This window comes from Pandoraea bronchicola (genome assembly GCF_902459805.1).
Taxonomy (GTDB): Bacteria; Pseudomonadota; Gammaproteobacteria; order Burkholderiales; family Burkholderiaceae; genus Pandoraea; species Pandoraea bronchicola.
The window spans coordinates 23607-44727 of record NZ_CABPST010000019.1; the positions used below are offsets into that span (position 1 = coordinate 23607).

General features: G+C 61.6%; 8 protein-coding genes. 5 read left to right on the forward strand and 3 right to left on the reverse strand.

What is annotated here, in order from left to right:
* Together PBR20603_RS23325 and PBR20603_RS23330 are read left to right on the forward strand one after the other, a co-directional pair.
* On the forward strand, positions 1–828 hold the full coding sequence (locus tag PBR20603_RS23325) for a sigma-70 family RNA polymerase sigma factor (RefSeq protein ID WP_150561838.1): 828 nt from the start codon (positions 1–3) through the stop codon (positions 826–828).
* A 34-nt stretch (positions 829–862) separates the two neighbouring features.
* The gene (locus PBR20603_RS23330; RefSeq protein WP_174978041.1) at positions 863–2017 is read left to right on the forward strand and encodes a tetratricopeptide repeat protein; all 1155 of its coding nucleotides are present in this window, start codon (positions 863–865) and stop codon (positions 2015–2017) included.
* On the opposite strand, the gene PBR20603_RS23335 is transcribed toward PBR20603_RS23330, so the two are convergent.
* The 3 genes from PBR20603_RS23335 to PBR20603_RS23345 all read right to left on the reverse strand — a co-directional run bounded on the left by PBR20603_RS23335 (position 1988) and on the right by PBR20603_RS23345 (position 4299).
* Entirely contained in the window at positions 1988–2389 is a 402-nt protein-coding gene (locus PBR20603_RS23335) for a hypothetical protein (protein WP_150561840.1), read from the reverse strand. The genes PBR20603_RS23330 and PBR20603_RS23335 overlap by 30 nt on opposite strands.
* 43 nt (positions 2390–2432) lie before the next feature.
* Positions 2433–3038 carry a tetratricopeptide repeat protein gene (locus tag PBR20603_RS23340; protein ID WP_150561841.1) on the reverse strand — a complete coding sequence of 202 codons (606 nt, stop codon included), beginning with the start codon at positions 3036–3038 and terminating at the stop codon, positions 2433–2435.
* A gap of 130 nt (positions 3039–3168) precedes the next feature.
* Entirely contained in the window at positions 3169–4299 is a 1131-nt protein-coding gene (locus PBR20603_RS23345) for a branched-chain amino acid ABC transporter substrate-binding protein (protein ID WP_150561842.1), read from the reverse strand.
* A 235-nt stretch (positions 4300–4534) separates the two neighbouring features.
* On the opposite strand from PBR20603_RS23345, the gene PBR20603_RS23350 reads away from it, so the two are divergent.
* The 3 genes from PBR20603_RS23350 to PBR20603_RS23360 all read left to right on the forward strand — a co-directional run bounded on the left by PBR20603_RS23350 (position 4535) and on the right by PBR20603_RS23360 (position 20746).
* Positions 4535–5290, forward strand: coding sequence for a hypothetical protein (locus tag PBR20603_RS23350; RefSeq protein WP_150561843.1), 756 nt, complete (start codon positions 4535–4537; stop codon positions 5288–5290).
* A 293-nt stretch (positions 5291–5583) separates the two neighbouring features.
* Entirely contained in the window at positions 5584–20316 is a 14733-nt protein-coding gene (locus PBR20603_RS23355) for a LysM peptidoglycan-binding domain-containing protein (RefSeq protein WP_150561844.1), read from the forward strand.
* 1 nt (position 20317) lies between these two features.
* Positions 20318–20746 (forward strand): hypothetical protein, encoded by a 429-nt coding sequence (locus PBR20603_RS23360; protein WP_150561845.1) that lies wholly within the window; start codon positions 20318–20320, stop codon positions 20744–20746.
* The last annotated feature ends 375 nt before the right edge of the window (positions 20747–21121 follow it).

The following is a 21121-nucleotide window of genomic DNA, read 5'->3' on the forward strand; positions in this document are numbered from 1 at the left end:
ATGACAGCGCCGCCGCTCGACGACCTGCCCGAAGATCTGCCAGATGCTCCCGCCTTGTTGGCGGAGCAGGACGATGCCGACCTCGCCGACACTTCGGACGCTGCCGGCGACGCCGAGGAAGCGGCGTTGTGGCTTGCGTTGCGCGTTCAGGCGGATCAGGGTGCTCGGGCGACGTTGATCGAACGTCACATGCCGCTGGCAAAGATCATCGCGGCCAAACTCTACGGTGGCCGGTATCACGACGACGTCGAATTCGACGACTATTACCAGATGGCGACGATTGGGCTGATCGAGGCGGTCGATCGGTATGATCCGGCGCTTGGCGCAAAATTTCGGACGTTTGCCTCTTTGCGGGTTCGCGGCGCAGTGCTCAACGGACTGGACCGCATGTCCGAGCGGCATCAGCAAATTTCCGCGCGTCAGCGGCTGCGTGCGGAGCGCGCCGCGTCGCTGGCCCCTGAGGAGACGCCGGGCGGCTCGGAGCAATTGCTGCACGTGCTGGCCGAGGCGGGCATCGGGCTGGCGCTCGGCATGTTGCTCGAAGGCTCTTCGCTGATGAGCGACGAAAGTGCCATTGCGCCAACGCCGGCACCGTACGCAGCCGTCGAACTCGATCAGTTGCGCAAGCGGGTGCGTGCGTTGGTCGATTTGTTGCCTGAGCGCGAGCAACGCATTATCAAATCACATTATTTGCAGCATATTCCGTTCGAACAGATTGCGACGATGCTCGGCGTCACGCGAGGCCGCGTGGCGCAACTGCACAAGCAAGCCCTCAATCGAATGCGCGATGCCGCCAGGCACGTGCCGTCGTGCGATGTCGCCTGGTAGCGCGACAAACGTACGTCAAACATGGAGAAACGACATGACTGAGACGCCGACGTCGCACACGGCCGGTGCGCACGACGAGGCAAGGCTTGAGCGCCTTCTGGGGTATCTCGCGAGCGATCCGGGCAACGACGCGCTACGTGCCGACGCCTTCGATACGGCGCTCGGCGCGGGCGACCGTGCGCAGGCGCAAGCCTTGTTCGACGGAGCACTTCCGGAGCAGCAACTTGCGCCGATGTGGCGTTTCCGGCTTGGCAACCTCGCGCTCGCGGCACACGACTGGGCACGTGCGAAGACCTTGTTCGACGACTTGCGTGCGGAGTTTGGTGACAACCCGGGGCTGGCGCATAACCTTGCCTACATTGCATTTCAGTCCGGCGACTTCGCACGTGTCGACGCGCTGCTCTCGCCATGGATCGATCTTGTCGACGTCGACGACACCACGCGCGCGCTATGGTTGCGCGCGGCGCATCACGCATCGATGTTCCGCGACGCGCTGGCGCGCGCGCGCCAGTGGCAAGCAAGCAACCTGCTGGGGCCGCAGGCGGCGGGTGTTGCATCGCTGATGGCGGTCGACGCTGCCGCCTTTGCCGACGTTGCGCCGTGGGCGCAATTCGCGCTCCAGCACCTGCCCGAGCAACACGAGGCGCTGGTCGCGCTGGGGTCGATGGCGCTGGGCAACCAGCAATCGGATCAGGCGAAGCAGTGCTTCACCGCTGCGCTTCGGACGCATCCGGAGGACGGTCGCGCATGGTCGGGAATGGGCTTCGCACTCCTTGCGCTGCTCGACAGCGAAGGGGCGCGCTCGGCATTTGCCCGTGCCGTCAAGCACATGCCGTCGCACATCGGCACTTGGCACGGAAAGGGCTGGGCGGCGTTGACGACGAACGACGTCGCGCAGGCGCGTGCTGACTTCGAGCACGCGCTGTCGCTCGATCGCAATTTCGCCGATTCGCATGGTGCGATGGCGGTCGTCAACTATTTCGAGCGTCGGGAAGATGAGGCCCGCGCCGCGGTCGCCCGAGCGTTCGGGCTTGATCGAGGTTGCCTGACCGCGAAGTTCGCGCAGGCGATGCTCGACGGAGAACTGAGCGATGTCGAGGCAGTGAAGCGTATGTCGGGCATGGTACTGGCGCGTCAGGCCAGAGTGTTGCGAGGCGAGTCAGACGCTTTGGGTACGACCGAGCAATAACGCGCCTGCCTGACCGACGAGCGGGCCCAGCTTCGGGTCCGCTTCCATCTGCTGGTGGACGTCTTCGATCAGTTGGTAGAAGCCGGGATCGTTGGCAAGGTGTTCGCCCAGCTCGGCGAGCACGACCGACTCCAGGAAGATATGAAATGCGCGCCGCTCGGGGTTGGGCGTCTCGTTGTCGATTTCCTGAATGCGGCGAGCAACGACCGAAGCCAGGTCCTCCGGGGCGCTTTGCGTAGCGTCGTGCTGGACTTCGCTGCGTTCATGACGCCCCGCTGGCGACTTCTTGCGCAGCGAGCCAACCTGTGTGCGAATCAGCCCGGCGATCTGCTGGGCGAGTTGAGCGGAAACGTTGTTGACCGGGGTTGTCATGGATAGGTGTCGGTGCCGTCATGCGTGCGACGCTGATGCAACGTCAGTGCAACGGCTGGTCAGGTGAGCGGTAAGCGCCGAGCAGGAAGTGCTCGTCGGTCTGCGCCTCGGAATCGGTTTCGTTGCCGGCACGTGTGGCGTCCTCGACAGGCATCAGCGGCCGTAATCCCTCGACGATCTTCCCCATATCCGCGTTCAACGGCGGATTCCCCGTATTGGCAGTCATGCCGTCTTCAAGTCGGCCGATGGCACCCGGAATGTCTCCGTCGGCAACGGCCAGCAATCCCTCGACGAACAGGCGTAGCGGCGCACCCTCGGGGAGCGACAGCAGCGGTCGCCAGATGGATGCAGCAGTCTCCATCGTCTGCTGACCATATTGCATCAGCCCCCATTGAAAGCGGGCGACGTCAAGCGCGGGATCCCGGATCAGGGCTTCGCGGAAGGCGTCGTTGGCGGCGTCGAATTGACCGGATTGCGCCCAGGTCGCGGCCGCGAGATGGAAGGGGCGGGGATCGGCCGGGGCAAGCTCCGCGGCCTTTGCAAAGCAGTCGAGCGCAACCGCAGCGTTTCCTCGTTCGTTTGCGGTCATCCCTGCGGAAAGGAGAGCTTCGAAGGAAGTGGACTCGGTTAGCTCGAAAGCGTCGGACATGGGGAACTCGCTAGGGATGTGGCTGAAAGCGTAGCCAGGAATCTGTCAAATCGTCACGACACGACTGTGGCGAATGTATCACACGAGACATTTGCCACAGCGGCCGACACGGCGCTTCCCGTAGCGGGCATCAATCGCGAACGATCGTAATGGGCGTCTTCACGCTGTCTTGATAACGAGTGATGGTCGCTACCGGGGAGCGAAGGTCTCCGTGCTCATCGAAGCTGATCTGGCCAGAGACACCGGCAAAGGAGATTCGATGCAGCGCGTCGACAATGCGCGCAGCGTCCACGGACTGGGCGTCAAGTACGGCACGATAGATGGCCATCGTCGTGTCGTATGCATACGGCGCATAGAGTTTCACCGGCTCGCCGAAGCGGGATTGGAACCGTTTCGCGAATGTCACTCCCCCTGGCATGGCGTTCAGCGACAAGCCTGCATCGGCGCACACGACGTTATCGATGAAGGACGAACCGGCCAATTGCGGAAGCGTTCCGGTACAAATGCCGTCGCCACCGGCGAACGGCGTGTCGATCGACAACTGCTTGAGCTGTTTGAGCACCATGCCCGCTTGTGCATCCATGCCACCAAAGAAAACGGCGTCCGGCTGTGATCGTTTGATTCGAGTGAGTTGCGGTTTGAAGTCGACCGCCTTGTCATTCGTGTATTCGCGAGACACGATGGTCGCCCCCGAGTTACGAACGCTATCGGCGAAGACGTCCGCGATTCCCTGCCCGTACGCCGACCGATCGTCAAGCACCGCGATGCGGCGAGCCTTCAACGTGGTGGTCGTGTACGTTGCGATGGCCTTGCCCAGGAAGTTGTCGTTCGGCACCATGCGGAACGCCGTGCGATAGCCTAGCCGCGTGAATTCGGGATTGGTCGCCGACGGCGTGATTTCGGCGATGCCTGCTGCCGCGTATAAGCGGGCAGTGGCAATGGACGCGCTGGAGCTTTCGTGGCCAATCACTGCAATCACGCCATTGTCGATGAAGCGTTGTGCAACGGTCGTAGCCAGCCGCGGGTCGGCGGCGTCGTCCTGAGCATCGAGCCGGAACTCGATGGTTTCACCTCGAATCTTCGGATGCTGTGCGTTGATTTCCTCTAGTGCGAGGCGGATACCCTGTTCGATTTCCTTCCCGAGATGCGCCTGACTGCCGGTGAGTGACCCGGCGAAGCCGATGGTGACGACCTTGGCAGCGTGCGCCGGGATGCTGGCGAGAAGGATGAGCGCGGAGGCGGCGAGTGTTTTCTGGAGCATGAGGAGGCACTGAGAGGTAGTCGATGACGGCTGGCCGCAAATTCTAAGTGGCTTTTTCCGCGCTCGCAGTGCTGATGTTGCGCTGCAAACACGAATTCGGACTCACGCAAAAAAATATCCATCAACCCCTAAACCAGACTGAAAACCCATGGATATATGGATTGCAGGAGCATCGAATCGCTGCGTCAGGGTCGTCGGCGCCGGTTCCCGCGTGTATCAAATCATGGAGAAATGAATGAAGACGCAAAATGGGGTAGTGGCGCAGCAAGCGCAGCAGGGCAACCACGACGAAGTCAGCATGGTTCAATACCGCAAGCCGGTAGATGGCGACGGTGGCTGGGGAATCCATAAGGCTCCGTTGCGCCGCAATGTCGCTGGCACGGTCATTGTCAACCTGGGTTGCAGCGGCGGCGGCGGCGTGTGCTGCGTGATGGCCGGTACCCAGGTTCTTCTGGCCGATGGCACCACCAAGGCCGTAGAGAGCTTCGTGGGTGGCGAGAGGGTGCGCACGCTGATGGGCGAGGCGACGGTCAAGGAACTCGAAATCACGAGCCTCGGCGCCAACCGCCGGATCATTGAGCTGGATGCCGGTGACGGCGATCCGCTGTACGTTAGCGATGAACACTCGCTGTGGTCGCGCAGCGGCGACGGCGTGCAATGGTGGGGAACGTATAACTTTCACCAATATTGGTACGAAACCCAAGTCGGTACCGGTTCGGTGCTGGAGAATCCCCCGACCATGATGCGTTGGGACATTCCGAACGAACACGCGCACGTCGACGGCTGGAAGCGCATTCGCCCGACGTTCTGCTACCTGGCGCCGGAAACCCCGCTGTATCACCTTGCCGTGGATCAGGGCGGCAGCTACATCGCCAATGGTTTCGTGGTGATCTCCCATTGCACTGACGAGCTCGTCGAGGGCGCGAACTGGGAAGGTATCGAACTGCCGGAGCAGCAATTGCCCGAGTTCAAGCTCCCTGTGGGTGTTTAAGGCGCTGGCTGACGAATCGCCGCTTCGCGAGAAATCGGTAGGTAGTCAATAAGCGACAAATCGAAAAAGGCAGGCGGCCCGTATCCCGGGTCGTCTGCCTTTTTGCGTATGTCGATTTCGAATCGATCATTGCTTCGATGTGATTGAGCGCACCATTGGGGAGATTTTTATTACGAAGAACACCTAAACATTTCAGAAAATTGCCTGATAACTTGCTATCAGGGCAAGTCGCGCGCCAATCGCATCCGGCGTGTGTCGCCCGTCCAACAAATATCGATAACAGGCGACGGACTATGGTAGCGATTGTCAGCGGCAACAATCTGGGATTGGCGCTCAGCTCGCTCGTAACGCTCGGCAAGTGGGGAAACTACGGGGCGGCTGCATCGGGGCAAAGCGGGGAGAAGGCTTACGTCAACGTTTCCAACGGCAATCTGGTCCTGAGCGACCTTGACGACCGTCTGGCTGGCGTCGGTCTGAACGTCGCGACCCTTCGCACCTATAACAGTCAGGGCACAGTGGCTGGCGGATGGCGTGTCGGTCCGGCGCAGCAGCTCTCGCTGACCGGCAGCTTGCTGATGTATGGCAGCAGCGTCACCCGAACCGGTGCAGACGGCTCGCGCTCGACGTACATGTACGACTCGACGCAGCGGCTTTACATCAGCACGGACGGCGACGGTGCTTACAACACGATTACGTACGACTACGTCAACGGTCAGTTTGTATGGACCGACGGCACGACCGGCTTGAAGGAGCGTTATGACGGCACTGGCAACGGTAATCTGCTGAGCACCTCCGACCCGTCGGGTAACCAGGTCTCGTATTTCTATAACGCCGACAACTCCATCGCGAGCGTGGTTTCGTCGAGTGGCGAAACGACCTACTTCGATTACACGAACGGCGATCTGACCGGCATTCGCTCTGTTACGACGGCAGCCAACGGTACCCGCAATACGACTGCGGTGCGTTATCAGTACGATGCAAGCCACCGGCTCATGACGGTAATCGTCGATCTGTCGCCGGACGACAACGACATTACCGATGGCAACGTCTATCGCACCGACTACACCTACGACGGCGACAGCACACGTGTTGCGAGCGTCAAGCAAAGCGACGGCACTTCGCTCACGCTGACCTACGTTCAGATCGGCAGCGATTTTCGCGTGGCGAGCGTGACGGACGGTCTTGGCAACAAGACGCAGTACGGCTACGACACCGCCAATCGCAAGACAACCGTGATCGACCCGATGGGGCAGGCGAGTGTCTTTGCGTACGACGCGCAGAGCCAATTGTTGTCCGTCACCGGACCGGCGGTGGGCGGTGTCACGGCTGTGCGCCGCTTCGAGTACGACAATGCGGGCGATGTCGTCCGTGTGACCGACGAGAACGGCAACGCGATCAAGTTTGACTATGACGCCTACGGCAACATCTGGCGTCAGACGGACGCGCTGGGCAACGTCATCACCCGGACGTACGACGCCAACAACAAACTGCTGACCGAGACGACGGCGCTGGGCTTCGATCCGGCGACGGGCTGGGCGACGTTCACGGCAACGGTGCGCTACGTCTACGACAGCACGGGCAAAAACCAGCAGCGCTTCGTCATCAGCCCGGAAGGGCGCGTGACCGAGTATGTCTACAACGCGCTGGGACAACGTGTCGGCGCGATTCAGTACCTCGGCGCGACATATCCGGTCGCCAGTCTCGCGACGGACCACGCGCCAAGCGAAGCCGAGATGGTGCAGTGGGCCGCCGGGCAGAACAAGCCGGCGATCCTGCGCACGGATATGACGTACGACATGCGTGGGCAACTGGCCACGCGAACGACTTTCCAGCGCACCGATGCGAATGGCGCGGGGATTGCGGACGGTTCGCAGTCGGTCGATACGTTCGTCTACGACCAGCACGGACAACTGCTCAAGACCGTCAACGCCAATAGCGGCGCGACGCTCTATGTGTTCGACGGACTCGGACGTCTGGTGGCGACCACGGACGCCGCCGGGAACACTATCACAACGCGCTACGACGACGCCAACCAGCGCACCATCGTAACGGCGGCGAACGGCGTTGCGACCCTCTCGACGTACGACCGTGCCGGTCATGTGACGAGCGTGACGCAGACGGCCGCGAGCGGCACGGTGCTGGGCCAGACGACTTACGCTTACGACGCTGACGGACGCCTGCTGATGACGCAGGATGCCACCGGTCAGCGCCACTGGTACACATACGACGCGTTGGGCCGAAAGTCCGCAGATATCGATGCGAACGGCAGCGTAACGGAGTACCGGTACGACGCGGCGGGTAATCTGGTCCGCACACTCGGTTATGCGACGGCGGTCAATGTCTCGGTGCTGTCCGATGCGTCGGGCAAGCCGACCGGGGCGTCGCTCGACAGCCTGCGTCCTGCAGTTACGGCGTCCGATACGTCGAGCTGGCGCGTCTACGACGCCGATGGCCGTCTGGTGAAGACGATCAGCGCGACGGGCGCAGTCATGGAGATGCGGTACGACGGCGCGTCGCGCCTCGTCGCCACCGTTCAGTATGCGAAGCGCGTCGATGTGACGACGCTGGGCGACAATCCGGTGGCGTCCGCCGTAGCGCCCGCCGCGTCGTCGGACGATCGCCTGACGCGCAACTTCTACACGAACGACGGCAAGCTCGAAGCGACGATCGACGCCGACGGCTACATGACGCAGTACACGTACGATGCGGCAGGGCGTCAGCGCGAACGCATTCGTTTCAGTACGGTGACAAACCCGTCGATCCGGGCGACTGGCACGATTTACCAACTGATCCCAGCGTCGAAGCCTGCCGACCTGTACTCGGCCACGGTGTACGACGCATCGGGCCGCATCGTCGGTGAGATCTCGGGTGGCTACCTGACCGAACGCGTGTATGACGCGCGGGGCAACGTCACGAAGGTGATCCGCTACGCCAATCCGGTCACGGTGTGGATGGAATTCGGGACGACGATCGACCAGTTGCGCCCGACGGCCAGTGCGAACGATCAGGTGATCACGACCACTTACGACACGCTCGACCGGATCGTCTCGCAGATCGACCCGGAAGGCACGGTCACGACTAACAAGTATGACGCGTTGGGCAACCTGATCGAGCGCACGCGCGCCGTAGGCACGCCTGATGCTTCGACATCGCTTGCCCGCTATGACGTGCTGGGCCGTCTTGTGGCGGCGCTTTCCGCGGAAGGCGCGGCACAGATCACGGCTGGCATGACGCAGGCGCAGATCGACACGGTGTGGTCGAAGTACTCGATTCAGTACACCTACGACGCCGCCGGCCGCCGTACGTCGATGACCGACGCGCTGGGCAACCGGACCCGCTACTTCTATGACGCCGACGGCAATCTGAACTTCACCGTCAATGCGCTCGGCGAGGTCTCGGCGCGCGAGTACAACGCGCTGGGGCAATTGGTGTCGACGACGCTCCTGGCGACGCGCGTACAAAACCTGACGGCGCCGGGTGGCGTGATTTCGGATGCCGACAGGGCGCTGCTGGTGTCGCTGCGCAATCCGGTGGCGGATACACGTGTCAGCTACACGTACAACACCGATGGCACGCTGGCGACGGAAACGAACGGCGTCGGCGGCGTTGTCACGCACGCCTACGATGCGTTCGGCCAGGAGGTCTCGCGCACGACCAACAACGGGGCGATGTCGCAGACCCAGGTGTTCACCTACGATCACCGGGGCAACCGCATCTCGTCGTCGCTCGACCCGGCGGCGCTCAACATCAAGACGCGTACCGAATACGATGCCTTTGGCCGTGCAGTGCGCACCATCGATGCGAACGGCAACGCCACGTCGTACACCTACGACGCGTTGGGCCGCCAGATTAAAGTGGTCGACGCACTCGACGCTTCGCATTCGACGACCTACGATGCGTTCGATCGCGTGCTGACGCAAAAGGACTCGCTGGGCAACGTCACGAAGTTCAGCTACGACTTGGCTGGGCGCACTACCACGGTAACAACGCCGGACAGCGTCAGCGTGGTCACCGCGCATGACAGTCTGGGTCGCACTACGACGATCACCGACGGACGCGGCTACCAGACGATCTATCAGTACGACCATGACGGCAACCTGCTGACGACCGCCGACGACATTCGTCAGACCGTCAACAAGTACGATGCCGCCGGGCACCTCATCGAAACCGAGGATCCGAACGGCAACAAGGTCGTGTACACGTACGACGCGGCCGGTCGTGCGCTCACGCGTACCGTCGATCCGAGCGGGCTGAACCTTGTCACGCGCTACTCGTACGACGCCAAGGGCCAGCAGATCACCGTCACCGACCCGAACGGCACGGTCACGCGCACCGACTTCGACAACAACGGTCACATCAGTGCCCGTGTGGTCGATCCGGGCGGCCTGAATCTGACGACGCACTACCTGTACGATCAGGTGGGCAATGTGCTCACGGTTGTGACGCCGGGCGGTGTCACGACGAAGTACGAATACGACGTCGCGGGACGCCGTACGTCGGAGACGATCGATCCCGCCGGGCTTGCGATCACGCGCCGTTACGCCTACGACGCGGCGGGCAACGTCGTCTCGTCGACGGATGCCAACGGCAACGTCACGCGCTACTTCTACGACGCCAAGGGACAAGTCGCCTATACGGTCGATCCGTTGGGTAACGTCGTGGGCAACACCTACGATGGCGAAGGACGCGTCACGCGTGTCGTTCACTACGCGATGCCGATGAGCGCGGCCAATCTGGCAACGGCCGGCACGAGCGCGGCGACGCTGGCAACGTTGATTCAGACGTCCGTTTCCGATATCTCCGAGCGACGCCTTTACGACACGGTAGGCCATCTCAAATACACCGTCGATGGCGCGGGCGCGGTCGTGCGCTTCACCTACGACAAGTCGGGCAACGTCACGGAGCGTCTGGCTTACGCAAACCGCATCAATCTGGCGACGTGGAACGGCGTGAGCAATCCGTCGGTGGTCGCCGATGCGGCCCATGATCAGGCGGTGCGCACGGTCTATGACGCCATCAACCGGCCGGTCTATTCGGTCAGCGCAGCCGGAACGCTGACGGCGTTCCAGTACGACGCCAACGGCAATATCGTCGACAAGATCGTCTACGCGAAGCCAGTGCCCACCGGCACGGCGATGACGGTCGGGGCGCTGTCGACGGTGGCGATCTCGCTGGCCGACGCCGCGCACGATCAGCACGACCGCAATGTCTATGACGCGGCGAGTCGCCTGACGTGGAGCGCCAACGGCGTAGGTAGTGTCGTCAAGTATGTCTACGACGCCGACGGTAATCTGATCAGCCAGACGCGGTTTGCCCAGGCAGTAGGCGCATCGACCGCACCGAGCAGCGTGGTTGCGTCTGACGGCGATCAGACCACACGCATGACCTACGACGCGGCAGGCCGCCTCGTCTACCAGATCGGTGCATCGGGCGCGGTGACGATGCAGCGTTACGACGCTGACGGGCATGTGATCGAGCGTCTCACGTACGCCACGCCGGTCACGGTGTCGGGCACGGCGACGTCGGCGTCCGTCAAGGCACTTGTCTCGGCGAACGCCGCCAACGACCGCTCTACCAAATACGTCTTCGACGCCGCAGGCCGGGCGATCTTCACCATCGACGCTTCGGGGGCCGTGCTCGAAGCCACGTACGACGCGGTCGGTCACGTGGTGGCCACGCGCGCTTATGCCAACCGCATCGATCTGACGAACTTCGATCCGGCAACTGGGGTGAGCGCAGTGCGCTCGCGTCTGAGCGCCGACGCTGCGAGCGATCGCGTGACGCACACGCTGTACAACGCTGACGGTCAGGCGATCTATCAGATCGACTCGCTCGGCTTCGTAACGGCGAACACTTACGATGCTTTCGGCCGAGTGGTGTCGACGACCCAGTACGGGCTGGCTATCTCTGCCACAACGACGTGGACGACTGCTGGCGTCTCCGGCGCGCTTGTGCCGTCTGCCACGCTCGATCGTGTCACCACGATGACGTACGACGCGACGGGGCACATGCTGAGCACCCGCGACGCGCTCGGCTTCACTGAGTCATATACGTACGACGGCCTCGGCAACAAGATCACGTTCACCAACAAGAAGGGCGACGTCTGGCGCTACGATTACGACGCGGCAGGCCGTCTGACGACGGAAACTGCGCCGCCGGTCAACCTCACGGTGCTCAAGACGGACGCGAGCGGCAACCTCGTCGTGGACACGGCGAACTCCGTAGTCGCGAGCGTGGTCACGCGTACCGTCTACGACGCGCTCGGCCGCGTGGTCTCGCGCACGGAAGCGTTCGGACGCCCCGAGGCGCGCACCACCCGCTACGACTACGACGCAGCCGGCCACCAGATCAAGACGACGTTCCCGCCGGTCGGTGTCTATGACGCTACGCGCGACAACCTTGTCGTCAATGGCGCAAACGGTCTGGCGAATCGTGTCGACAACCTCACGGAGCTGACGTCGCAGACGATCTACGACGCACTCGGTAACGCCGTCGCCAACCTCGACGTGTCGGGTAACTGGAGCTACAAGACTTACGACAAGCTGGGCAACGTCATTCACGACGTGGATGCAATGGGGTACGTCACCGAGTACACCCGCAACCAGTTCGGCGAAGTGACGCGGCTTACGCGCTACGCGGGCGCGGTCACCGTGGGCAACGGCGCACAGGCGCCGACGGCAGCACAGGTAAAGACGGCGCTCGCAGCGCTGCCGAACGCCGGCGTGGGCGACCGCGTCATCACGACAACCTACGACCAGTTGGGCCACACGCTGCGCGTGGTCGAGCCGCAGTCGTTTGTCTACGATTCGAGCGCGGGCGGCAGCGCGCAGTACTTCTCGGCAGGCCGCACGACGCAGAACACCTACAACGCGTTCGGCGAACTGGTGCAGATCGCCACGCTGCGCAACGCCGTCACGAACCAGTGGAATTCGACGTATCAGTACTACGACTTGCGCGGCCAGCAAGTCGCGACCGTCGATGCGATGGGGTATGTGACCACGCAGGCGTACGACGGAGCAGGCAACCTCACCTCGCACACCGAGTACGCGAACGCGCTGGCTGGCGGCGGCTGGTCGCTGGCGGCGTTCGGACGCCCCGTAACGTCGAGCGACGACCGCACCATGGTCACGACGTACGACGCGATGAGCCGCAAGTTGTCGGAGACGCGTGTTGATGTGCAGTACAGCACGGCCAGCGACGGCTCGTCGACGCGCGGCAACCTCGTCACGCAGTATCGCTACGACGCTGTCGGTAACCTCACGACGACCATTTCGGCTGATAGCGGCACCACGCACAGCTACTTCGACGCGTTGGGCCGCCTGACGGCAACGACCGGGCCGGTGCGAAACAGCGGCGTGAGCGGTGCGGCCTTCACGCCGCTCAATGTCTTTTATCGCGATGCTTACGGCAACGCCGTCATGACGGTGGTGCGCGGCAACGGTGCGGCGTCGGCCAACGACGCGACCTACGTCGACGCAGGCGCGAGCGCGGCAGATCGTACGACGATGGCGGTCTTCGATGCGCACGGCAAGGTGCTGCAGATGAGCGATGCAGCGGGTGTCGGGCATTACTCGTCTTACGACGCCGCCGGACGTCTGGTCAAGGAGTGGCAGATTGTCACCGGCAACGACGGGGCGTCGCACACGATCTTCAAGGCGTATCAGTACGACAAGCTTGGCCGCCAGACGCATGTGATCGAACCGGCGTCGACTTCGGTGATATCGAACGGGGCGATCACGACGGTTTCGCAGGCAGCGGCCGGGGTCATCGACACGGCGATGGAATACAACGGCTTCGGCGAGATGATTCGCCGGGGTATAGGCGGTGGCCGTCAGGAGTATTTCGACTATGACGGTGCAGGCCATCTGTGGCGCACCAATAGCGGCGACGGCATCGACAAGGTTTCGCTGTACGACCTCGATGGTCACGTCACAGCCGAAGTGCGTAGCGCGGGCGCAGGCGGCGCGAATTACGATATGAAGGCGTTCGCCAGCCCGGATCAGGTGGCGGGCCTCAGCGAGGGACGTCGCACGGATCTCGTGTACGACGCGCTCGGGCACGTCGTGTCACGCACCGGCGCTGCACGTGCCGAGTCCGCTGGCGGCGTGACGGTGCGCGGTGTGCAGGCGACCTACACGACAACGCCAGCGACGTATGGCTACGCGGAAGACGGTTCGGTCGTGTGGAACACGGCATCGAGCGTCAACTTCTCGTGGAGCCTCGCGCAGTTGGGGAGCGGCGATATTCGCGTCGAGTTCGATTACACGACAGCTAATGTGCCCGTTAATCCGAATGATTCGAATGAGTCCGGCAATGAGAGCGGAGGGCCGACCGGTATCCTGCTGACGGGCGTACCCCGTACCCGCAGTCAGATTTTCACGAACGAGCAGGCGGGTAACGGCGTATCCATTGCGTGGTCCGACGCGAACGGCACCAACGGCGGCATCAGTAAAGTCGACGCCGTGCGCGTTTACAAGAAGGATGTCAACGGCAACTGGCAACTGGTGATCAACCAGAACCCGTCGTTGCAGACAGTCAGCCAGATCGAAGTCGGTCTCCCGTCGAATACAACGACGAACGTCCTGCTGCAAGTCCGCGCCGTCGGTACGGCGGGCGATGGCGGCTGGACGTCGTTGTCGGGCGTCAACTTCGGCGACGCGTACCGCTTCGACACGACGGGGCTGGCCGCAGGCAACTACGAGTACCGTGTGCTCTCGACCAATACGGCGGGCACCACACAGGTGACGGCCTCCGGCACGATGGCGGTGAACCTGTCGCAACTTGCGAGCCTGTCGTTCCCGATCGGACCGGGCGTCGCGACAAACGGCAACTTTCATTCGCAAGCCAAGGATTTCACCTGGCAGAGCGCGCCGGACAACGTGACGCAGACGTTCCGCTACCGGGTGGCCGGCAGCAATGGGGCGTGGTCGACGATGCCGATCGTGCATCCGTACAACTCGTTCCTACCGGGATACGACGGTTTCGACATGAACGCTCTCGGAGCGGGCACGTACGAATACGAGCTCCTCTGGCAGCGACAAGGCGAGTCGACGCCGTATGCACACTCGACCGGTTCCATGACGGTGGTGGCGGCGACCGCCGACCAGTGGGTCCCGCCGGTCAATATGCCGGTCATTAACAATGTGTGGGTGGCCTACGACTATGTGGGTGGTTCGTCCACAGTCGTGACGAACGAAGACGGCACAGGTGAGCACGGCGAGATCGTCGGCAGCCACAACGCGAACACTATTCGTTGGACCGTGGAAGCCCATGGCGAGACGGCTGTCTTCCGCTATCGCGTGCCGGGTGGTGCGTGGCAGACATTGCCGGTCAGCAGCTATACCAATACTGTCAGCGAAAACAGTGTGACGACGCTGCTTGAAGCGGTCGACATCAGCGGCCTTGGCGTTGGTACGTACGAGTTCGAGATTCTGCGGGGGCCGGTCGTGGGCTCGGAAGGCTCGCACTATACGGGCACGTTGACCGTATCTCCGACACCGGCCGGGCATTACGAGACGCAGACCGTGCCGGTCATCGTCAAGCGCACGGTGACCCCGCCCGACCCGAACAATTACATCACGAAGGTTCTGTATCGCCCGCCCGTCGCGAGCTACGACGAGAATGGCGTAGAGACGCTGGGTGATCATTACCAGCGTCAGGGCGCCATCGTGGTCGGGATGTCATACCCCGCTTACCGCGACCGTGTGGTCACGGAAACCGTCACACCGCCGAACCCCGCGAATTACATCAGCCGCTATTTGCCGGCGGTATACAGCAGTCAGGTTGCGACTTACGACGAAGACGGCACGGTCCACCTGGCGGCCCACTATGCCTGGTCAGGTTCGTACGTCGTCGGTCTACCGTACACCGCCTATCGGACGGAGTACTGGGAAGAGTCGATACCCCACCAGGTGCCGCGCCAGGTGCCGGTCATGACGACGGACGAGAACAGCGGTGCGCCCGTTCAGGCGCAAGACGAAGCGGGCAATCTGCTGTGGCAGACGGTGTACGACACCGTCTACTGGAACGAGATGCGCCCGCACGACGTGGCCTATACGGCGTACCCGCCCGACCCGGCGGCGTACATGACGCGTGCACCGCGCCCGGTGTATAACCCGCCGGTGGCGACCGGTTTGAACGAGAACGGTACGCAGATCCTCGCGAAGGGCTATGCCTGGAACGGTGATGTCGCTGTGGCCGAGCCGTACCAGATCAGCTACACGGTTCAGGACCCGTACACCGCTTATCCGGCCGATCCGGCGAACTTCATTGCAGGCTATCTGTATAGCGAGCCGGTGGTGACGGGGAACGACGAGAACGGCGCGCAGATTCTTGCGCCGCACTACCAGTGGTCCAACGGCAAGGTCGTCGCCATGCCGTACGAAGTCGAAGAGACGCAGTACGTGCAGCAACAGGTGTGGGTGCCGGGCGTGACGCCGATGCCGTCGATCGCCAACACCACGCCGACGTACGTTCCGGGCTATTGGATTCCGGGCACGCCGACACAGTACGGCAACACCATCACTACCGGCAGCATCACGACGGCGGCGAGCCAACCCGGTCAGTTGGGCGGAGTGACGGTCACGCAGTCGATTGGCGCCAATGGCGGCACGAGCAATGTGCGTCCGACGATCAACCAGACGTTCGACCGTTGGGGGAACGTGCTGTCGATCTCCGATCCGCGCTCGCCGTACTGGGTCACGACGTACAAGTACAACGCCAGCAATCAGATCATCGAGCAACGTCAGCCCGACGCGAACGGCAATCAGTCGTCTGCATCGGTCGTGACGCGCTACACCTACGATGCGATGGGCCGCGCCGTGGCGGTGGTCGACGCAAACGGTCACGTCAATGGGCAGACGTACGACGCCGCAGGCAATGTGACGCAAGACCTGCACGCCGACGGTGGCGTGATGCGCCACTACTACGACGCGTTCGGTCAGCAGGTCCGCTTGGTCGATGCCAATGGCAACGCCACCGACTATGCGTACGACAAGCTGGGCCATCTGGTGCAGATGACGATGGGCGCCGTTGGTGTGTACGCCATCAGCGGCAGCACGCTGGTGAATCAGGGTTCGCAGGCGCTGACGCAGACATACGGCTACGACCAGGCGGGGCGCAAGCTGTGGCAGACGGATGGCTCGGGCGCGAAGATCAAGTACGACTACGATCTGCACGGCAATGTGGTGGCGACGACGCAGCCGCTGGGTCAGGTGGTGCGTGCCGCGTTCGACGCCACGAACCGCAAGACCGGCGAGACGGACGGCAACGGGGCAATGTCGACGTGGACGTACGACTACTTCGGTCTGTTGCTCGGCCGTACGGACATCGGTGCGGCGTCGTACAGCTATTCGTACGACAACGCGCGTCAGCTGCTGCAAGTGACGAACACGCGCGGACAGAACATTCAGTACCGCTACGATGCCGCCGGTCAGAACACGTCCATCCTCGACTTCGCGCTTGCACAGGCGTCGACGTATGCCTACGACCTCGCGGGTAATAAGGTGCGTGAGCGTACCGTCACGAACGGCACGACGTTCCAGGACAACCATCTGGCGTACGACGCGCTGGGTCGTCTGCGCGATGTGGCCGATGGCCGCGTGCACATCAGCATCGACTACGACGCCGTGGGCAACCGCACGCACGTCACGTCGCATGTGATCAACGCGATGGACCAGAGCCAGGACGAGGATCGCTGGTTCAAGTACGACGCGATGAATCGTCAGACGGTGGTGGACGGCATTAACGCCAATGGTGATATCGGTGTCGGACAGGGCCATAAGATCACCTACGACAAGAACGGCAATCGTACGAGCGACACGTACTACGGCACGCGCGTGCAATCCGACCGCGTATTCGATCACACGGAGTGGACGAGCGTTTGGGGAGTGGTCGGTTCGGACGAGGCGGGGAATCCGGAGTATGGGTACATTGTCCAGCCGTCTGCTGCGTACCGCACGCAGTACACGGCGGTTAACGGTCTCACGACGGAAGCATACGACTACGACAGCAATAACCGGTTGTCACACGTTTCGCGCGATGGCGTGCTGCTTGACACGCGTTTCTACGACGGTGCGAACCGCGTGGTCCAGACCGGACCGGCGGGTGCATTGCCGCAGGAGTACGTAAGCGCACTTAACGGTGCAGGGGGCGGTAACGGCAGCGAGACACGTCAGAGCACATACGACCAGAACGGGCGTTTGCTGCATCAGAAGGTGACGAAGTCGGACGGAGCGTCGAAGTACGAGGTCAACTACTCGCAATACGATGGTGCGGGCAATGTGGTGAGTTATTCGATGGCCAATCAGGATGGCGATTGGTACACGAACAACTATACGTACACGATGGCGCGCTTCGACGGCTACAAGGAAGCGCGTGTCGACGGATCGAGCGACAAGTTCAATCCGGGCTCGACGACGAGCAGTTATGACGTCAACGGCAATCTGACGTCTGTGACGGATAGTACGAAGCCGGAGAACAACCGTACGTTCGTAAACGACGCGCAGGGTCACGTGTTGTATGTGAATCAGGGCGGGCACACGCAGCGCCAACTTGTGGTGGACGGTGAGGTTCTGGGCCGTTATGGGGACATGATCAACCCGAACGCGCCGCAGGATCCGAACACGGGTAACCCGAACTTCATCAACAAGGCGGACTTCAGCTTCGGGTTCCAGCCGATCAACGGGAAGTATCCGACGGGCGCACCGGGTGCGGTGGCGGTGCAATCGGGCGATACGCTCGAGAGCATCGCGCACTCGGCGTATGGCGATTCAAAGCTGTGGTACCTGATCGCGGAAGCGAACGGGCTGTCGGGCAATTCGGATCTTCGCGTGGGCCAGTCGCTGACGATCCCTAACCGCGTCAGCACGATCCACAACGACAGCAAGACCTTCAAGCCGTACGACCCGAGCGCGATCATAGGGGATACGACGCCGAATCTGCCGGTACCGCAGGCCGATAGTGGTGGTGGATGTGGTGGGTTTGCGTCGATCATCATGATCGCAGTGACGGTTGTGGTCGCGGTCTATACGGCAGGGTCGGCGGCATTTGCGATGGGGGCAGTGCAGGCGGCTGAAGGGGCCGCAGCAGCCACGGCTTCGTTCGGAGGTGTCATGTCGGCGGGTGCCTCCGCGATGCTGGGCGGGACGGCCGTCGGCGGACTTACCGTTACCGGTGCGACGATTGGCGGGATCTCGGCAGCAGTCGGTGCGGCAGCAATCGGGGGAGTCGCCGGTTCGCTAGCCGGGCAACTGGCAGGCATGGCGATGGGGGCGCAGAACGGGATCAGTTGCAATCAGCTCGCGCTTAGCGGGTTGAGTGCTGGTATCGGAGCGGGCGTTGGCGGCCAAATCACTGGCGCAACCATCGGCGCGAGCGCGTTGCGCGCGGCGGTAACTAACGTCGCCCTTCAGGGAGTGGGCGTTGTCACCGGTCTGCAATCAAGCTTCAGTTGGACATCGGTAGCAGCAAGTGCTGCGGGTGGTGCGGTTGGAGGTGCTTTGAATGCGGGCGGGGCCAACTCGATCTCGCAGTCGATCAATAACGAAATAGGTGGTTTGCTTGGGCGCACGGTTTCGGGCGTGCTGGTTGGGACGGCCGCTGCGGCAACCACGTCAATCCTTCGAGGTGGACGAATTGCGATACAGCAGGTCGCCACGGATGCGTTTGGCAATGCGCTCGGCCAAGTTCTCATGGAGTCAGATCGGTACTCGACAGAAGCTATGACGACGCGTGCTACGGTGGCAGTGACGAATCAGCTTGGGTTCAAAGGGAACGGTTCGGTGATGTATGGGCCATCGGGGAACATTGGGGCGTTTGGTAGTGAGCCTTCGCTAAGCGATTACGCGACCTCTGGGACATCGAACGGATTCGACGTCGACGCGGCATATGGGCAGATAGTTGACGCTTTCAATCAGTACTCAGGTGGAAGCAATAGCTATAAGCCGTCCATTCTGCTTGCGTCTAATGGTACATCAGACGTCGTGCCTGACTATCAGGGGCGAATTGATGAAATGAAAGGATGGGCCGCGAACACTCCGAATCTTAGGGATCGAGGAACGTACGACGGGCCGCGTATCGACATAATCTGGCACCAAACCCCGACAACGGAAATCGACATTGGGCAGGCTAGCAATGGGCCGTTGACATTTGTGGACCCGGAAACCGGAGTTGAAGGGTATGCCGTACCGACGCCGGGGCAGGTCGGGGGGCTGAACGCAGACGCGATCTTCCAAGCAGAGAATGACGCCAAGGTTATTGCCGGGACATACAATAGACTCCGCGAAGTCGGTGATGCATTTTCTGCCGGTCAGTATAGGGATGCATGGCGGCATGCGACGTACGAAGCGTCGCCGGATGCAAGGGCGGTCAACAATGCGCGGCTGTTCCCAGCGCCGAATCCAGGTGCGGTGCGTCTTGAGAAGATGCTGGGGTCTTCGGTGGGGGCTGGGGCATCGCTGGTTGCAAACATGCTTGGTGCAAGCCAACGCACGCAGGATGCTCTATTGGATGCTGGCGGAGCGGTCGAAGGGATCGCAGGCGGGTTAGCGGGGTACAATTTGCCTAAGGCTCCGCAGCCAGGACAAGCGGCGGCAGCGAGTAGAATTAGAACGCGTGGCAATCAGAGTCCTGTCAATGCATTAGATGTCGGCAAGTATGGGGATCTTGCTCCTCGGAGTGTGGGGGATGGCCTCAGCCCAGACCATATGCCGTCCTTTGCTGCAGTTAGGACGAAGGTTGAAGGGGAGCTTGGCCGCCCGTTGACGCCCACAGAGGCGACTCAGTTGCGAAACCGTACGAACACACTTGTTATCGGAACAGATGCTCACCAGGAGGTATCTCGCACCTATGGCGGTCGGAATACGCCAGCCCAGATCGCTAAAGATGCATCCGATCTAGGTGCTGCAGTTCGCCGAGATCAGGCAGTTATGGAGCCGCGTCTCATCAAGGAGGGATACACGCAGCAACAAATTGATGAAGCCTTTGAAAGGCTGCATCGCATGAATCGGGCAGACGGACTCTACTGAAATGGAAAACATTGAATCACTACTGGGCGTTCGATATAAAGATCTAGGACAGTTGCCCGTTCTTGCTGGAGTGGATGTTCCTCTACGAGAAACAATTGTTGATCAGAGTTACGTCAGCTTCCCCGCTCTCGGCATCTCCCTTGTTCTTCCGGATAATGAAACAGTGGGAGCTGTCCAGTTGCATTCCAATGATCATGAGGGCTTTGCCGGTTACACCAGCCGGCTTCCTGGTCAACTGATGTTTGAAATGAATCGTGAGGATGCTCGGGTATGCTTAGGTGTTCCAGCGGCATCGGGTGAAGAGAGGGAAATCCTTCTACTTGGTAAGAAGCCCGCGTGGGACAGCTTCCGGCTCGGGAAAATTAAGATTCACGTCGAGTATTCGATTGGAGACGGTCCGATTCAGTTGGTAACGATTACAAGGGGCTAGGAGACCTGACCTTGCTCAATCTAACGCCCGCCTCGCGCGGGCGTTGTCGTTTCTGGGCTATGGGTCGGGCTGCATGATATCGCTGACGGCAGTTTGATGCTCACCACATAATTGAGAGCAGTTACGGTGGCCCGAACAATTGGTGGAACATCCATCCCGCACGCTTCCCGGATCAACATCAGGGAGGCATTCACCGAGCCGGAAGTCCGTCACGAAGAATTTTTGAGTAAAGGTGGAGTTTATGGGGATTTATGACGACTTGATAGCAGCTAAAGGCTCCGGGACTGTTTATGATAGATGACCCTACCCCAGAAAACAGTACCACTGAAAAGTAGAAAATCCGGCATGATTTTGACAGTTTGAAACGGAAGACAT